The 15866-nt window shown below is 52.6% G+C and carries 16 protein-coding genes and 1 pseudogene; 6 read left to right on the top strand and 11 right to left on the bottom strand.

Features of this window, described 5'->3' with window-relative positions; genetic code table 11:
* Positions 1-132: 132 nt before the first annotated feature.
* Positions 133-1104 (bottom strand): MFS transporter, encoded by a 972-nt coding sequence (locus ABFX35_RS05185; RefSeq protein WP_346080858.1) that lies wholly within the window; start codon positions 1102-1104, stop codon positions 133-135.
* Positions 1105-1157: 53 nt separating this feature from the next.
* On the bottom strand, positions 1158-1331 hold the full coding sequence (locus ABFX35_RS05180) for a hypothetical protein (protein WP_346079609.1): 174 nt from the start codon (positions 1329-1331) through the stop codon (positions 1158-1160).
* A 139-nt stretch (positions 1332-1470) separates the two neighbouring features.
* Here ABFX35_RS05180 and ABFX35_RS05175 point away from each other — a divergent pair, with 139 nt between their 5' ends.
* Positions 1471-2358, top strand: a complete 888-nt coding sequence (locus tag ABFX35_RS05175; protein ID WP_346079607.1) for a LysR family transcriptional regulator — start codon at positions 1471-1473, stop codon at positions 2356-2358.
* 412 nt (positions 2359-2770) lie between these two features.
* Here the strand turns inward: ABFX35_RS05175 and ABFX35_RS05170 are convergent, their stop codons facing one another.
* The gene (locus ABFX35_RS05170; protein WP_346079605.1) at positions 2771-3139 is read right to left on the bottom strand and encodes a winged helix-turn-helix transcriptional regulator; all 369 of its coding nucleotides are present in this window, start codon (positions 3137-3139) and stop codon (positions 2771-2773) included.
* A gap of 84 nt (positions 3140-3223) precedes the next feature.
* On the opposite strand from ABFX35_RS05170, the gene ABFX35_RS05165 reads away from it, so the two are divergent.
* Together ABFX35_RS05165 and ABFX35_RS05160 are read left to right on the top strand one after the other, a co-directional pair.
* On the top strand, positions 3224-4006 hold the full coding sequence (locus ABFX35_RS05165) for an NAD(P)H-dependent oxidoreductase (RefSeq protein WP_346079603.1): 783 nt from the start codon (positions 3224-3226) through the stop codon (positions 4004-4006).
* A gap of 58 nt (positions 4007-4064) precedes the next feature.
* Positions 4065-4223 (top strand): annotated as a pseudogene (locus tag ABFX35_RS05160) (hypothetical protein); the annotation flags it as partial.
* A gap of 259 nt (positions 4224-4482) precedes the next feature.
* Here the strand turns inward: ABFX35_RS05160 and ABFX35_RS05155 are convergent.
* The 4 genes from ABFX35_RS05155 to ABFX35_RS05140 form a co-directional block, all read right to left on the bottom strand.
* Positions 4483-5253, bottom strand: a complete 771-nt coding sequence (locus tag ABFX35_RS05155) for a YdcF family protein (protein WP_346079602.1) — start codon at positions 5251-5253, stop codon at positions 4483-4485.
* 100 nt (positions 5254-5353) lie between these two features.
* The gene (locus ABFX35_RS05150) at positions 5354-6244 is read right to left on the bottom strand and encodes an oxidoreductase (RefSeq protein ID WP_346079600.1); all 891 of its coding nucleotides are present in this window, start codon (positions 6242-6244) and stop codon (positions 5354-5356) included.
* Between the two features lie 97 nt (positions 6245-6341).
* The gene (locus ABFX35_RS05145; protein WP_346079599.1) at positions 6342-7013 is read right to left on the bottom strand and encodes a hypothetical protein; all 672 of its coding nucleotides are present in this window, start codon (positions 7011-7013) and stop codon (positions 6342-6344) included.
* A 160-nt stretch (positions 7014-7173) separates the two neighbouring features.
* Positions 7174-8106, bottom strand: coding sequence for a nucleoside recognition domain-containing protein (locus tag ABFX35_RS05140; protein WP_346079597.1), 933 nt, complete (start codon positions 8104-8106; stop codon positions 7174-7176).
* A gap of 579 nt (positions 8107-8685) precedes the next feature.
* Here ABFX35_RS05140 and ABFX35_RS05135 point away from each other — a divergent pair.
* Complete coding sequence (locus tag ABFX35_RS05135; protein ID WP_346079595.1) at positions 8686-9015, top strand: DHCW motif cupin fold protein; 330 nt, start codon at positions 8686-8688, stop codon at positions 9013-9015.
* 408 nt (positions 9016-9423) lie between these two features.
* Here ABFX35_RS05135 and ABFX35_RS05130 read toward each other — a convergent pair whose 3' ends face one another.
* The 3 genes from ABFX35_RS05130 to ABFX35_RS05120 all read right to left on the bottom strand — a co-directional run bounded on the left by ABFX35_RS05130 (position 9424) and on the right by ABFX35_RS05120 (position 11339).
* Complete coding sequence (locus ABFX35_RS05130; RefSeq protein ID WP_346079593.1) at positions 9424-9585, bottom strand: hypothetical protein; 162 nt, start codon at positions 9583-9585, stop codon at positions 9424-9426.
* A 144-nt stretch (positions 9586-9729) separates the two neighbouring features.
* Positions 9730-10596 (bottom strand): TetR/AcrR family transcriptional regulator, encoded by an 867-nt coding sequence (locus ABFX35_RS05125; protein ID WP_346079592.1) that lies wholly within the window; start codon positions 10594-10596, stop codon positions 9730-9732.
* Positions 10597-10709: 113 nt separating this feature from the next.
* Positions 10710-11339 (bottom strand): TetR/AcrR family transcriptional regulator, encoded by a 630-nt coding sequence (locus ABFX35_RS05120; RefSeq protein ID WP_346079590.1) that lies wholly within the window; start codon positions 11337-11339, stop codon positions 10710-10712.
* A 289-nt stretch (positions 11340-11628) separates the two neighbouring features.
* On the opposite strand from ABFX35_RS05120, the gene ABFX35_RS05115 reads away from it, so the two are divergent.
* Together ABFX35_RS05115 and ABFX35_RS05110 are read left to right on the top strand one after the other, a co-directional pair.
* Positions 11629-12675, top strand: coding sequence for a NagC family transcriptional regulator (locus ABFX35_RS05115; RefSeq protein WP_346079588.1), 1047 nt, complete (start codon positions 11629-11631; stop codon positions 12673-12675).
* 189 nt (positions 12676-12864) lie between these two features.
* Positions 12865-14409 (top strand): nucleoside hydrolase-like domain-containing protein, encoded by a 1545-nt coding sequence (locus ABFX35_RS05110; protein ID WP_346079586.1) that lies wholly within the window; start codon positions 12865-12867, stop codon positions 14407-14409.
* 105 nt (positions 14410-14514) lie between these two features.
* Here ABFX35_RS05110 and ABFX35_RS05105 read toward each other — a convergent pair whose 3' ends face one another.
* Positions 14515-15864: a peptidase gene (locus ABFX35_RS05105; protein WP_346079584.1), complete on the bottom strand. Its 1350-nt coding sequence runs from the start codon at positions 15862-15864 to the stop codon at positions 14515-14517.
* Positions 15865-15866: the final 2 nt, after the last annotated feature.

Genomic DNA, 15866 nt, shown 5'->3' with positions numbered 1-15866 from the left:
GCCGAGGCGCGCGAACGCGCGGCAATGGCGAGCCAAGAACCGGGGTAGATCGGCATATGCCGGTGCATTGCGAAACCTGACCCGCATCCCTCTTTACAGGCCCCTATGAGGCTATTAGGAAATGGGGCTTTTTCAGCGCTTACGTACCAATGCTTTATTCATGAGAAAGACCGTCCCAAGCAAAGAAACGATCAGGATGCCAATCGTCACCCATGCGAAGGAAGTTGAACCCGTCCGATCAAGCAAGATGCCGCCAACAACTCCGCCAGCAGCAACCGCCGTATTCCAGCCAGTTGTGTACATAGACTGGGCCACATCCACCGAATCTCCGGCGAAGCGAGACAAAGCGGTTTGCGTAATCGTGGCGAATCCACCTACAGCAAGCCCCCACACCACAACGGACAGATAAACCATGTGTGGGTTGTCGCCCCACAAGCCAAGCAGCAAGGATGCAACAGCAAATACGGCGATGCTGGCGACAGACAGTAATTGCAGCCTGCGGTCCACCATAGCGCCAACGATCCACAGGCCAACGATGGAACCCAGACCAAAGAAAAACAGTACGAGATCCACCTTCGCGGACAGGCCCGAGGACTGAAGGAATGGCTCGATATAGATGTAGAGAATGTTGTGGGCCACCACGAAAGTAAACACCACGAACAGTACGGAGCGGATACCAGTCTTCATGAAGACGCCAGCCAAGGACTGACGCTGTTCCCGGTTCTGTCCAGGAAAGTCCGGCACGACGGCCAACACCCAGACGATGAGCAGCAAGGCCAGCCCGGTCATCAGACCAAAAGCGCCTTGCCAGCCAATAACCCGGCCCAGCAATGCACCCAGCGGCACGCCCAGCACCAGCGCGATGGTTGCGCCAGCCCCGGAAATTGCAATGGCACGCCCGTTGAAACGGGCCGGCGACATACGTACCGCATAGCCTGCCAGCAACGACCAAACGATGCCGCCGAAAACCCCCGCGAAAAAGCGTGCTACCAGCGAAATGCTGTAGTTATTTGAAAGCGCGGTCACGAAATTCACAAGGGCAAAGCCGAGGATCGCTACCAACAGTAATGGCCGCCGCCGCATACCTTGAGTCAGGGCGGTGATGGGAATGGCCGCGACCAGAGCCCCTACAGCATAGGCCGTGATGAACTGGCCTGTCAGGCTGTCAGGCTGTCAGGCACATTCAAGCCTTCGGCGATGGAAGACAGCAAGCCCGCCGGCATGATCTCGGTCAGCAGCGTAATGAAGGCTGCCATCGCCAAGGCCAGTAACCCTCCTATGGGCAATCGTTCGGGGCTCTTGTGCAGTGCAGATGCAGTCATCTGATTCATCAATCCGTTCCTCAATTCACAGTGGTTCTTGCTCTTTGCAGAGCACGCCATCGCAATAGTGAGGGACTGCATATAAAAGAAAAATGGGCTACAGTACACAATATTTGTGACTTTAAAGTCATCAATAGGACGGTGCAATATGGAGAACTTGGGTTCTCTTGATGTCTTTGTTCGTGTTAGCGCATCCTGCAGCTTTACGGCTGCGGGACAGCAGTTGGGCATCTCAGCCTCAGCGGTCAGCAAAGCCATTGCCCGACTGGAAAAGCGGGTCGGCGTGCGCCTGTTCCACCGATCCACTCGCGCGGTTAGCCTGACGCCAGAGGGCGCGCTGTTTCTGGAACGCTGCCGCCGAATCCTGTCCGAAGTCGAGTCCGCCGAAGCGGAGTTGATGCAGACCCGCGAAGCACCACGAGGCAAGCTGCGCATCAGCCTGCCGTCCGTCGGGACGTTTTTCATGCCCAGGCTGGGAGATTTCAAGCGGCTTTATCCCGCCATTGAACTCGACATTGACTACTCAGATCGGCTGGTCGAAGTCATTGAGGAAGGCTTCGACGCTGTTATCCGCACAGGAACGCCCAGCGATTCCCGCCTGATTGCGCGGCGCCTGGGAGCTTGCCGCAAGGTCATCGTTGGCGCTCCGGCCTATTTTGAGAAGGCGGGCATCCCGCTCAAGCCCGAAGACCTGGCAAACCACGCCTGCCTGCTCTATCGCTTTCCCAGCACCGGCAAACTGGACGTTTGGCCGCTGGGGCGAACAGCCGATATGCCTGCTCTTGAACTACCCGCCAGCATGGTGACGAATACCCTTGACCCGCAACTGTGCTTCGCAGAACAAGGTTTAGGACTCGCCTGTATCCCTGAGATTGCCGTACGCAAACAACTACAGGAAGGCCACCTGATGACGGTACTGGATAGCTACACTCAAGCGGAAATGGTGTTCCATGTTCTATGGCCGTCCAGTCGGCATCTGTCGCCGAAAATTCGGGTCTTCGTGGACTTCATTGTGGAGAACCTGTTCCCGCTTTGACTACGCTGACGCAATGACGGATGCCCTCGGGCTTGTCTCTACATCGGTCCTTATGTGGCCCTTGGCTCATCGACAGCAAAAGACACCGAGACATTGAAATTAGCCTAATCCATTGGTGCATTTGAACTTTTTACGGTGTCACCATTACAGAAAAAACTTGATAACGGACATTTCTCATGAGTCTAGCCCGTATGTTACGGCCTTCAGCGAGAATACGCCGGAGCTGGTGCAACTGCCGGCATTACACTCAGCGTCATTCGCCTGCTTTCCCTCCGTGCAGCAGGCGTCCCTGTCCAGCGTGCTGACCATGCCGATTTTCTTCTGTGATATTACGAAAGATAACTGATAGCTAAAGAAACGTCCCAACCGTTGATACTTAACGTTGAAGCATGAATTAAGCACGATAAAACCACTAAAGGTCATTATTTGCGTCATACTCTTCGCGCGCAGCATCAAGCGCTGGAAAATTGTTTTCCGCCCATCGGTCCAGCGAGGCAAGCGTCTCCACAAGAGAATACGCTACGTCAGTGAGACGATATTCGACGCAGGCCGGTTTTTCGAAATAGTCATACCGCTCAACCAAACCGTGCCGTTCCAGTTGCCGCAAGGTCTGAGTAAGCATTTTCTGGGAGATGCCTTCTATTTTGCGTAATAACTCCCCATTTCTCATCGGTTTTGTAGCTAAAAGCGGCAATATGAGCATCACCCACTTACCCGATATCAATGCCAGTGCATCACGCGCCGAACACTTCTCTGAATAAACATCGCCAGGAAAAGCCATTGTAGTGGTTACCTCTAGGTACGTAATTGCAAATGAAATCTAAACACAACAATATACCAGTACATATCGTTATGGAGATTTATTATGAATGTACTGATTGTGACAGCGCACCCTGAGCCGAGCTCATTTAACGCCCATCTTGCCGCTAAAGCCTCTGAAGTTTTCTATAAAGAAGGATGTCATGTTGAGATGATTAATTTATATGAAGAAAATTTCGATCCCTTCGAGAGAAAAATACACTATCAAGACAGGAAAAACGTAAAAAAGTTTGATCCAATGCAAGAGCAACGGCACCACTGGAAGGCAGCAAAACTGCCATCAGAAATTAAAAGGCATGTAGAGTTACTGAAAAATACGGATGTACTCATACTCCACTTTCCCTTCTGGTGGTTTGGAATGCCAGCCGTATTAAAAGGGTGGATGGACAGAGTATTCGTATACGGGGGGCTTTACGATAGCACTCATCGTCATGAAAACGGTGTCATGAAGGGAAAGCGGGCTTTGCTGACGGTAACAGCAGGCTCTTCGGCTAATGCATGCGGTCATAATGGACGTGATGGTAATATGCAATTAATGTTGTGGCCGCCAATGCAGGCCTTGCAGTATATCGGGTTTACCATACTGGAACCTTATCTGATTTATGGTGTTCGTGGCGGATTAGAAGATCACGACCAGATGGAGCAGGATTTACGCCTTAAGAAGGAAGTCCTGAATTTTGAAAACCGACTCATCAACCTTCAAGCATGGCCCGAGGTTATATTTAATAAAAATGATGATTTCAGAGAAGACATGACACTGAAACCAACCGCCACAGAATATAGCCCTTTTGTTCGTCACTGCCCTGACGCCTGGCAAGCCAACCGCTGAAAAATCGATAATTATTAATTCAGATGCGTTGGGGTGAGTTGCCAATAAAGGAGGCACCATGATGTTAAATAAGCTTGCCGCTTCGCTATCGCCGATGGTGAATGGCGCGCTGGCCTTTATTGATATTACGCAACAGCATCAATTGATGCTGGCGCTATTATCGGGACTGACCCTGCCGTTTTTCGCCTCAATGAAAAGCGATAGGCGATCCCAGTCAGAGGAGCCATTTTAGAGAAACCAGATACCTACGGGCGTCTGGTTTTTTGCTTTTTATCAATGGCTATTCCTTCCCCCACGTCTACACACGCCGGTTAAAACCCACTCGAAGCTGAAGCTGCGTAACTGTGCTGGTAAAAATACGAGTAAAGCTGGTTCTATTTCGTTTTTACCAGTAGATACTGATTTCAACCTATTCCTGTCAGCGCGATGCCAACAACATTGAGAAGCGCGATTACGTAATACCATCAGGCGAGCCGTTAGCGAACGATTTCCACCAGTTTGCTATCTCCGATGAGACGCTGCCACGCATACTCGATTTCTTCAGGAACATCAACATGGCCTATGAATCCTGCCCCTAATGGGCCGTAACCAGACACATCATCTCGAAGACGTTTAACCTCACCTAATATCATTGAGATGTAGCGATGAAGCGCCCATGCGCCGTAGCATTGCGCGCCAGTAATAATCGGCTTGTTGCCTGCCATGATTAAATGGGGTTTAAAAACCGGCCAGTTAATAAAACGCCCCGCGATATTTTTCTTCTTCCAACTGAATTCGAAAGATTCATAAGTCCGGCGTTGCATCAGTGGATCTTGCACAAGGATGATCGTTGATGGCGACAAATTATGCTGCAATATCAGCTCCCTACTGAAATCAGCATTCTGCCCACAGTTGGTTGATTGATTCTCAACAAAAATCTTATTTTTCGGTATGCCGAAAATTCGCTCGGCAATATCCGCAAGGATCTCTGCCTCACTTTTATTTTCGATTTCAATGGCAGTGGTCAGGGGATTATTTTTAACCGCCTGCCGCAGAAGCGCCGTTGAATGCCCAATCCCCCCACTAAAAAGTACCGAGATACCAGTTTCAGCAATAAACCGCATAGCGCCGGTAATATTAGGCATGATCGCATGGCCTGCCAGGATGAGCAGATCCGGACTGATACTTTCAGAAACAGCCAGTTCGTCAGGTGAAAGCCAATCTGCCAGCATATTCAGATCGTGGATTACACCACTAGATAAATTCATAACGACCTCTTTCTTTGTCGCTCTGGGGATCAAGCCAACACGCCACGCTTCAACATGGTCTGCACTGGTGTGCGAGTGCCTGAATGACTCATCTGAATGATTACCCCGGCCCGTCGCTACCTGCCGCAAGAAGAGGAACGATGATATCACTGAGCGGCGTCGGGATACCGTGCATACGCCCACGGCGCTGCACCACACCATTACGAATATCCCATTCCAGCGGGCGCTCCGCCTGTCGGTCGGCGAGGATCGAGGTGCCTAAATCAGCCGGGGCGCGATGAAAACCATCCACAATCTCCTGCGGCACGTCATCGCTTAGCGTTGCGCCTTCGGCTCGCGCAACGGTGAGACATTCACGCAAATACGCTAACGCCAGTGCGGTGATATCGGGGCGCGTAAACATGCCGGCACGGCGGTTCGCCAGCACCATCAACCCCGCCACCGCGTTCTGAAGCAGTTTGCGCCAGGCGATAGCGGTGAAATCCGCCGCCAGCTCGACTGAACAACGTGTGCCACTAAGCGCGCTGAGCACCAAATTCGCCGGCGGGGAATCCGGCAAAGTGAGCCGCGGTTTAGCACGCAACCATACGGAAGCATCCGGTTCACGCTGTGCCGGGAACCAGACTACCGAAGGCAATACCGTAGCGCCACATACGTAAGGTGCAAGCAGGCTCTCCTGCTCAACACCATTTTGCAGCGCGCACACCACAGTGCGCTCATGGCATAAGGCGGCCAGCCACGGCGCGGCCGCATCAATCTGCGTGGTCTTTACCGCAACAAAAACCAGGTCAAACGGGTGGGCACTCTCCGTCGGATGGGTAAGCACTGGCCCAGGAACAATAATCTGGCCGCCATCGTAGCGCAGTTCCAACTGCGAATGCGCAGTACGCCCGCAAAGGAGTGGCGTACGCCCCACCTCATGCAGCGCCGCCGCAATGGTCGTGCCAATAGCGCCTGGCCCAATAAGCGCAATGGTTGGATTCAAAGGCATCGTTTCATCCTCCTGATCCTCATATGCTGCCCTGCGGCATTAGCAAGGCGCATACCAAGATTTCATTGAACAACAACGACGCACCTTGACGTTGAGGCTATTCGGTGGTCGTCGCCGGGGTTGTCGTTTCTGGCACTGAGGTGGTTGTCGGCGTTGATGTTGTTGCTGGCGTCGAGGTCGTCGTCGGCGTGGTTGCTGCTGGTGTGGATGTCGTTTCTGGCGTAGTGGTTACGGCCGGAGCCGCCGTCGTTGAAGGCGTGGTTGTTGCGGCCGGAGCCGTCGCCGTTGAAGGCGTGGTAGCCGGGGCCGTTGCAGCAACCGGGGCGCTAACGATCACTTTCGTAGACGGCCCAACGGTGAATTTAGGCGTTTTACGCGTTATGGCATAATTAACGTGCTGCTTGGTGTGCGGCTCCGTCGTCACCTCTACCGCAGGAATGGTTACACGGCCCACTAAAGAACGCGCATAACCACCGATTTTATGTTTGCCCTCACTGACGTGCAACTCAACGGTTTGGCCAATAGCAAGAATACCCGCATCAATACCATCAACCGTGACGTAGATCGGCTCACCATCGTCTGCCGGCGTGGCAACATGAGTAACGCTGACCAGCGTAGGTCCGGTAGAAAAATCGACGATTTTAGCTTCCGCCGGGGTCAATACTGCACTCACCGAGGACTTGGCCGCTGAAGTTGCCGCGGTGATCTTCGCACATCCGGTCAACGTAAGCGCAGCGGTGATGGCAATCAGGGTGAAACGGTTAATCATGTTGGCAACATCTTCCTATCAGATTTTTGTGGCTTGGTTAACATCATAACTGATAACGATATTGAGATGAATGTCAGGCTGATGGTCTTAACAAAAACCAGACAAAATGAATATCCCTCTCACATCTTCCTGATAGGAACACGCCGTCACCGCTGTTGTATCAAAAAAGTGCCAGATGCAGAAGCGTGCGCACTAAAATGCCGAACATCGCGCCCGGTGCGGCATAGCGGAAAACCCGGGTGAATCGCGATCCAGCGCCGAGAAATATGCCAATCCCAGGTAAATCAAAAGTTTGTACCAACAGCCCTGAAGAGGCGTTAATTTGGCTAGCGGTAATTTTGCCTTGCTGAACCAGATCAGAAATCACGCCGAAGTAGGCGGTGCCGCCTGCCAGACATTTCACCAGCGTCGGCATAACGAATACCTCTGGGATCCCCATCGCCGCCAGCAGCGGCGACAGCAAATGCTCCAGCCCACTCACTACCCCAGCCGCTGTCAGCATGCCTACGATCACCATCGATAAGAGCAACATCGGCACCGAGCCCATCGCCAACCGGATGGCGTCTGAACCTGCGCCATTGATAATCCCGATAATCCCGCGGGCCGTCTGCTCTTCTGGCCGCGCCGCCTCTAAACGGGCACCTTCCGCCATTGACAGCTTTCGCCCCAGCCAGTGGTAGGTCAACGCTGCCGCACTCAACCCACCGATGATGGAGATCGCGATCGCGGCGCCCCAGTGCAAGCCGAAAGGCGTTAACGGATAAAACGTGTTGCCCTGCCCCATCGCGAAGACCATCGCTAACGTCGCCGCCAGATGGCGGTCGGATACCCCACGCTTCTCCATGATCGATAGCGTGGCCAGTGGTGCGGCAAAACTCACGAAGTTGAGCTGAATCATGGCAAAGGTGCTCATACCGCTAAGCCCGAAGGGCCGCAACAATGGCGTCATCCACTTAACGACGATGTCCAAAACGCCTTTGACTTCGAGAAATTTCATGATGACCAGCATCACGACCATGATGGGGAGTAGCGTATACAGCGCGACATCAACGGAAGATTTCCCCGCTGAGATGATGATTCCGATTACGTCCATGACCAAACTCTTTCGGGCCACTTATTTATTGAACGCGTACCTTAGCACCATCATGCGGGATTAAACAGAGGGTGCCATTTTTTTAACGAAGGGAAACACAACCTCAGGCCGATAATTACGGCCTGATGCAACCAGCCTGCTTTCTGTGCACAGAGAGGCAGTGTTCGCAGTTGATCATTAGCCAAGCGGCGCACCATAGCGTTGCTTTACCAACGCCAGGATTACAGTTGTGCTGCATACCGGCTGAGCCGCCACCACCCCGATACATGTAGCCAATTTACGTGCTTCCTGAAGGAATTCACGAGAATGCGAAGTTCAGCCTCGAACTCATTTTCTTGCATCCATAATTTAGATAAAAACATAAAGAATCCGTCAAATCATAGTCAAAAAAACCTTCAAGCATGCATATACTTTTATTAGCACGACACTTTCACAGATGGTAATAGTGGATATCATCTATTTTATTTAAATTTTTTATAAAAATTGGCTATAACTCGGAGAGGGACGATAGAAGCATAGACTTATTTATAATTCCATGTTAGTTATAAAACTATGACCCCACTATCAATGGTAAAACATATGAATATAGATAATCTCCCGTTCGGCATTACAAACTGGTCAGAAATCGAGCCAACCAAACATTCTGGTGATATCGGGTTTGCTTTATGGAGAACACAGAACTTCGGTAATATAAGAGTCAGATTTGTTGAATATTCTGAAGGATATGTCGCCGATCATTGGTGTAAAAAAGGCCATATACTGCTATGCCTTGAAGGCGAGCTGCACACAAAATTGGATGATGGGCGTACTTTTATTTTAACACCAGGCGTGAGCTATCAGGTAGCCGATAACGCTGAAGCCCATCATACATCTGCACCAAATGGTGCGAGATTGTTCATCGTAGACTAAGTAAAATCCGCCTTCACCGAAGACGTGAGTGACATGGCCCTCCAGCAAGGGGGCTCTCAATTGCTGTTGTCTTTCTGTTTCATCTTTCGCTATTGTTCCTGATACTGGATATATCTGCAGATAATTACTTAGTTGTATCTTACCGAATCCATAATATCCTCTTTTTGCCAAGCGTGATTTCCCATATTTTCCTTTATCAGACACAGAAATTTCGCAAACAGTATTATCGCCCTGTCGTGCTGAAATAACATGAGAAAATAGCCACAGAGCGGCAGCACCACGGCCTGTGAGGGAGATATCCTAAGCTACTCCGGTTAAAGAGCGGCTCATTTTTATAAGGCGGCGACAGTAAATTTTGCAACTACTTTCCTGACCTGGCTACTTAAGTGCCGGGAAAGATATATAAAATCACAACGTATTAACATTATCATCATTACTTTTACCTTTCATTATGGGAACGATAGGCTTGTATTTAATATCCAATAAGCTTTTGTTTTTATAATCTCTTTTTTTCTTTCTCCCTGGCCAATACATTAATATATCGGAGATCAAATCAAGCAGTTCCATCATCTATATCGTCCTTTTTCTCAGACTGTTCGCACAGCTGCTCCGGTGGTCAAATTCGGGGGCACTAGGCTGGTCGCCATAAATCCTACTTTACACCAGCATTGAATATCAATCGGCCATTAACGCAATCCGGTACGGATGCCATGCTCATTCCCCCCCTTTGGCGTGCCCTCGTGTCGCCCCAGGCCTCACCGCAGCACCGTACAGGAACACATGCACCGCTTCGCGAACCATTTTTCTTATCTGGCACAGGTTGATGGGTTCGGGCTCCCGCTCCAGCAGGCGTATTTCACCGACGGCAAAAAAAAGCGAGAGTAGCTGTTGGGCCATTATGCGCGGATCGCCCAGCCGGATTTCCCGGCGAACCATAGCGATATCCAGCGCTTGTGTGAGTTTTTCCAGCGCATCGCGAAAACCCGCTTCATAAAAAAGCAAACCAATATTCGTGCATGCGGCATCGGATAAAACACGGCGATAGATATCCAGCGCATCCCGATCGTCTTGCAGCACAAGCAGCATCCGCACGCCAAAACGGGTGAGCATGGTACGCAACGGATAACTCTGCGTGTCGGATATCACGGATACGGCCTGCGTTAAATGCCGGGTGGCATAGGTGCGGATCACTGCCGTAAGCAGTTCCTCTGGATGGGCAAAATGGTTAAGCAACGCTCGCTCGGCGCAGCCCAGGCGGGAAGCCAACAGCCGGAATGTTAATGCCTCGTACCCCTGGCTTTGAAGTATCGCAGCCGCCTCAGTGATGATGTGTTCCCTTAGGATATCCGAGCCCTTTCTCATGCTCTCCTCCGTTGTTGCTGAATGTAAAGAAACCCTAAATCCAGAAACATTTTTTTGGCAAAGCGATGATAGCAACGAAAAACCACCCCGTACAGTTATAATCAATATCGCCTTGATCCCCCGGCGTTCCCTGGTGGTCGGCAAGGGGTTTGCGCCCGTGCTTTCATGAAGCAGATAAGGTGAAATAGCCCCATGGCCTGAACCGTAAAGGCAGATCATACAGAATGAGAAATGCCGGCTCTGAAAGGCCGAGGGCGGGCCTATTCAGAGGGATGTAGGTGCCATAATGCGCAGACAGGCGATGGGGAAAACAGAGCGATCTCGGGTAATGATTATTTATTCTCTTCCCGCGGTATTGCGCCGTTCAAAAATAACCGGACGGCACCTTTGACCATTTGCTTGATTTTCGCGTTGGTAAAACGCGGCAGTTCGCGCTCAAAGAGGAGCGTATCCGTCTCGGATTTAACCAGAGCGGTAAATTGTTTTGCCCGCAGCATTGGCTCACCTTCGATCAGCTCACCTTTTTGCATGGCTTCTCTCATGACCTCGGCCAGCGCTTCCATGCTTTGCCGAATGCCGGACTCGCGAAAACGTTCGCCAATATCGGAATGCCCGGCCTCGCCCACCACCACACGGTAAATCTGCAACGCCTGATTGTCGCCGGTAAGCACCTGAAGCATCCGTTCGCCAAAGCGGGTAATCTTTTGCTCAAGCGAGAGTTTTTCACTGCCAGGCGCCACCAACTCGGCAGCCGCTTCCGTCAAAAAATTTGCGCTGAATTTACGGACTACCGTTTCAAACAGCGCTTCTTTCGATGAAAAATAGTTATACAGGGTCGCCTTAGAGCCACCGACACGCTTGGCGACTTCATTCATTGACGCGCGCTCATAGCCGATCTCCTGGAAAACCTGCGCAGCGGCGGCAATGATGGCCTCTCGCCGTTCTTCTGTTAATGTTCTCATGCAATCTCCTTGGGTTTGCTGAAGCGTTTACCATCAGCAAAACGCACCATATAACTAAACAGTACAGTTTATAAGCCATGATGCCACGTTAATACGGCCAACGTTAAGACATGCATCATGTCTTGAACAAATGTTCTCATAAACGCAATAGAGATAAACTATACCACATGGTTCAGTTATTAATAACCCCTCTCTGCTTTAGCAAATGTTAAAATATTTGTTGGTAATACGAAAGAAAATGATTCTACAACAACGCACTGTGTGAGAATAAAATGCTAAGGTATCGGCTGTGCGCTTCTACCTTGCGGGGCTGATCATGGACTACAAACAGCAAATTCTGAATATTCTGCATAGCACCCCAGCCTCGCGGGTGGCCATGACCAAAACGTTGAATATCACCCGCGCCTATATGACCAAGCTGACTGCGGCGTTGCTCAGTGATGGCATCATCGAAGAGTGTGAGGTGAAAGACGCTCCGCTGGGGCGCCCGCAACAGCTGCTGGCCGTAAAAACCGGCAGGCTGTTTAGCATCAATGTCATGATCAGAACCTATGGCCTGCAGGCCTCGCTCAACGATTACAACACCACCCGGCCAGCGCTGGCCACGGCAAACTATCCGTTGAGCGGCCCGATGAGCGCGCAACGCCTGGCTGAAATGCTCGATGCGTTGGCGGCGGAGCTATGCGCCCAGGCCGGCGTGGTGCGCGAACGGGTAAAAGCCCTTGGCGTGGCGTTGCAGGGCGGCATCGAACAACACTCCGGCGTCGTGAGGTGGTGCCCGGTGCTGGAAGAGCGCAATATCAACCTGCGCGATATTATTTGCAGCCGCAGCGGCATTGCAACGCAGATCGTCAATATCGCCTGGTGCTCATGTTACATGATCAATAAGCGTACCCATTCCCGCGAATCCTGGGTGGCATTTATGCCGGGCTTCGGCAGCCTGGGGTTTGGTTATTGCATCAATGGCCAACCGGGCTTGGGCGACAACGGTTTCTACCCTGAAATCGTCCATTTGCCCTATGCTTCCGGGCTGGAAAACGCCTTTTTGTTCGATCCCGCCACGCCGCAACAATCCGCACAACGCACGGCCGAAGCACTCTATTTTGCCATCTGCTGTACCGCGCCGATACACAACATTAAGCGCGTGATCCTGACCGGCGAACTGTTTGAAGACTACGCGGATTTGATCATGCCAATCACCCATCGTCTATTGCGTGAAAACCCCAGCGAGCATATCAACACCATCCGCCTGGAATACATGAAAGCCAGCTACAACTACAGTATGGTCGGGCTGGTTCAGCTCAGTTCAGACGCCATCACCGCCACCCTGCTTTAAACACGCCGCAGAGCCCCTTCCTGCTATGGCATTGCGCCCCGGCGGCAGATCTCTTTTTTGTGATTCAATTAGCAAAAATGATTTTTATTTTTTACTTTGTTTCCACTGTTAACTAATGTGTCCTCATCCGCTATTCATCGCCTCACAAAGAAAAATAATTCATTGATTTCATTAGCCATGAGGTTCCCAATGATCAAAGTAACGCACAACGCCATCACCAAAGGTCTGTTGCTTATCGCCCCGGTGTTGTTCACTGCGGCGCTGCCTGCCGCCGCGGTTGCCAATGAGTCTATGCAGCAGATCGCCGGCAAAACCCTGCCCTACCAGGAAAAGCCGCGCGTTTTCATCCTGAGCGATATTGGTAACGAGCCGGACGACCAAATGTCGCTCACCCGTTTTCTGCTCTATAGCAACGAGCTGAACGTTGAAGGCCTGGTCGCCACCACCTCCACCTGGCAACGGGAAAAGGTGCATCCTGATATGATTGAGCTGATGGTGAACCACTACGCCGAGGTGCAACCGAACCTGCTGAAACACGATCCGCACTACCCTGCCGCTTCGTTGCTGAAAACGCTGATCGCCTCCGGCCAGCCGGCTTACGGCATGGCCGCTACCGGGGAAGGGAAAAATACCCAGGGTTCGGATTTGTTGCTGAAATCGATTGAGAAAAGCAGCGATCCAGCCCACCCGCTCTTCATTAACCTCTGGGGCGGCGCCAACACCTTGGCGCAGGCGCTGCTTGATCTGTCGAAAAAACATCCGGCGGCGCAGGTAGACGCCCTGACGCGGAACCTGGTGGTCTATTCCATCTCCGATCAAGACGATGCTGGGGCGTGGGTCAGGCAGCACTACCCGCAGATCACCTATATCGTCGATCCATCCAGCCAAAACGGGGAAGACTACGCCCGCGCCACCTGGACCGGCATCAGCGGCGACAAATATTATCGCAATGCGCCCGGCGCGGATTTCACCACGGTTTCGCAAAGCTGGCTGGATAAAAACATCCGCAGCAAAGGGCCGTTGGGGAAAGGCTATCTGCAATATGCCTTTATTATGGAAGGCGACACGCCAGCGTTTCTCGGCCTGATCCGCAATGGCCTCAACAGCGAGATGAACCCCGGCTGGGGTGGCTGGGGCGGCCGCTACATTGTGCGCCAGCCGCAGGGTGAAACCCGCCCGATCTGGAGCAACGGCGGCGATTTCTTCCCAGGCAACCCCAACGCAGCGGATACGGTCATCGGCAGCGACGGCCAGCAATACACCTCTAATCAGGCAACCATCTGGCGTTGGCGCACCGCATTCCAGCATGACTTCGCCGCCAGAATGGACTGGAGCATAAAAGACTATGCCGCAGCCAACCATAATCCACTGGCCGTGGTGAACGGTAAAACCGGCAAAGAGGTGCTCAACATCACCGCCCACGTTGGGGAAACCGTCAAGCTGAGCGCGAAAGGAAGCCACGATCCAGATGGCGATAAACTTAGCTATAACTGGATCCGCTACCCGGAAGCCACCTCCGCGATTTCCCACCAGGTGACGATGGATCAGATCGTCGGCAAGTCGGGGGAAGATTTCCTGCAAAAACCACAGGTGCTGGCATTAGGGGCGAATGGCAAAGAGACGATAGACGTGCAGGTGAAAAATAAGGGAACGGAACATATTATCCTGGCCGTAACCGACGATGGCAGCCCGGCCTTAACCGCCTACCGCCGCATCATCATTACGGCGCAATAACCGCACGCATTCAACACCGGCACAGCGTTCGCTGCGCCAAACAAAAAGCCACGGCGCCTTCATGCTTGCCGTGGCTTTTTTCATCGTGCCGCCTGGCTAACCGCCCTATTTATGCTGGCGGAAGATCCACTCCCGAATCGGCTCAATGGTGTAGGCGATTCGCCAGGTGTTGCGATGGCCGCTGGCGCCGGCGGCGGACTGGCCCTGCGGGATCACGGTGCCTTTGCGGAAAGTCACGTAATTTATCGGGTTGTTCTCCGCCGTAATTTTGTCGAAGGCGGCGCGGAACTGCTCCGGCGACCAGGTACCGTCCCAAACCGCACGGCTGATCTTCGCCCCGGCCTTCTCCAGGTTGGCGGTGATGGCGTTCTGCCCAGGGTAGGCTTTGTCGTCATCCTGCGAAACCAGGATCCACAGTTTCTGCCCGGCGAGCGGCGTCACCAACGCCGGATCCCATTGGCCGGCGACTAAAAACGAAGCGGCGAAGAAACTCGGATATTTGATGTCCATGGCGATCGACATCATGCAGCCGCCGGATTGGCCGGTGGTATACAGCCGGTTGCGGTCAATGCTGTATTTCTCCGCCAGCGTCTTGATCAACGTAATGGTGATATCCAGCATATCGGAGGTTTTTGAATCGTCATCGGCGATGATTTCCGCATACTGCGGCGCCAGAACGAAACACGGCCGTTTGGCCTGATCGGCTGGGCTGGCCCAGGCTATCGCCCCTAATCCCTGATACAGCGTCGTCCGCGTCACATCGCTGGTTGCGCCCGCATCGTGCATAAACAACACCAGCGGATAGGCTTTGTTGGCATCATAGCCTTTCGGCACGAACAGGTTGTAACGCAGCAGCTTGCCGGTCTTTGGATCGTGGAATTCCAACGGCTGAAAATCATCAACGATCGGGTTTTCCACCTGCGTGGTTGCCAGCGCCTGGCTGCTGGCGGGTATCACATCACCGTTTGCCAGCGTGACGGGCGCCGCCTGCAACACCTTGGCCGCCGCCGTTTTGTAGACGGTGTCATAGGTAGGAATATCCCCCGCGTTGCCGGGGCCGCCGCCTTTCATCCCTTTGCCAGCATCCTTGCCTGACGCGCCCTGCGGCTGCACTTTCTCAGCCAGCGTGGCGTTGGCATCCTCGGGCGATAGCGTCACGATCGCAAAGCGCCCTGCCTGCGCACGATCGGCCGGGTTAGCCGAGGTGCTGGCGAAAACACCAGTGACCGTCCGCCCTTCCACCTGGAAGCTCGCCGCCTGTAAATCCGCGCTGTTGATCGGCGCATCGTACTCCACGGCGACCGCCGCCAACCGAATGCCATCGCCGAATACCTGCGTGATGGCGGTCGCGCTCTTCGCATGCAGAGCCCCATTTTTGGCAAACACTGGAACATTAATCGCAATCAAGGCCCCGGTGCATACCCCCATAAGCAGGAATTCCCGACGTGATGGCATCT

The organism is Gibbsiella dentisursi (genome assembly GCF_039539505.1).
GTDB lineage: Bacteria > Pseudomonadota > Gammaproteobacteria > Enterobacterales > Enterobacteriaceae > Gibbsiella > Gibbsiella quercinecans.
Note: the sequence above shows the minus strand (reverse complement) of the source record. Positions and strands in the feature narration are given on the sequence as shown.